This is a genomic window from Burkholderia sp. AU6039, from assembly GCF_002223365.1.
Taxonomy (GTDB): Bacteria; Pseudomonadota; Gammaproteobacteria; order Burkholderiales; family Burkholderiaceae; genus Burkholderia.
The window spans coordinates 1-871 of record NZ_NKFK01000026.1 but is presented as its reverse complement, the minus strand read 5'-3'; the positions used below and the strand labels follow the sequence as shown (position 1 = coordinate 871).

The window sequence follows — 871 nt, the reverse complement described above, 5'->3', positions numbered from 1 at the left end:
ACGGGTGCGTCTTGTAACGCTGGAATTCCTCGAACGGCGACAGGTACGGGTTCGTGTAGCCGAGGCCGACCACGAAGCCGACCACGACCTGGTTGTTGTCCATGTGATACAGGAACGAGCCGCCGTAGGTGTCCGACTTCAGCGGCCAGCCGGCCGTGTGGATCACGAGGCCCGGCTTGTGCTTGGCCGGGTCGATCTCCCACAGTTCCTTGATGCCGATCCCGTAGGCCTGCGGATCCGCGTTCGCGTCGAGCTTGAACTTCGAGATCAGCTGGCGGCCGAGGTGGCCGCGGCAGCCTTCGGCGAACAGCGTGTATTTCGCGTGCAGCTCCATGCCGAGCTGGAAGTTCTCGGTCGGCTCGCCGTCCTTGCCCACGCCCATGTTGCCGGTCGCGACGCCTTTGACCGAGCCGTCGTCGTTATAGAGAATCTCCGCAGCGGGAAAGCCCGGGAAGATCTCGACGCCCAGCGCTTCGGCCTGTGCCCCCAGCCAGCGCGTGACGTTGCCCAGCGAAATCACGTAGTTGCCGTGGTTCTGGAAGTTGGCGGGCAGCGCCCAGTTCGGCGTGGTGACCGCGCTCTTCTCGGACAGGAACAGGAAGCGGTCTTCCGTCACCTCGACGTCGAGCGGTGCACCGCGTTCCTTCCAGTCGGGGAACAGTTCGTTGATCGCGCGCGGGTCCATCACCGCGCCCGACAGGATGTGCGCGCCGATCTCGGAACCCTTCTCGAGCACGCACACGCCGATCTCGGTGCCTTTCTCGGCGGCCAGCTGCTTGAGCCGGATCGCCGCCGACAGCCCGGCGGGGCCGCCGCCGACGATCACGACGTCGTATTCCATCGATTCGCGCGGGCCGTATTGCTCGATGAG

Annotated in this window: 1 protein-coding gene; it reads right to left on the bottom strand. The window is 65.3% G+C overall.

What is annotated here, in order from left to right:
* A partial coding sequence (locus CFB39_RS38460) for an NAD(P)/FAD-dependent oxidoreductase (protein WP_179257814.1) occupies window positions 1-871 on the bottom strand: 871 nt, incomplete at both ends.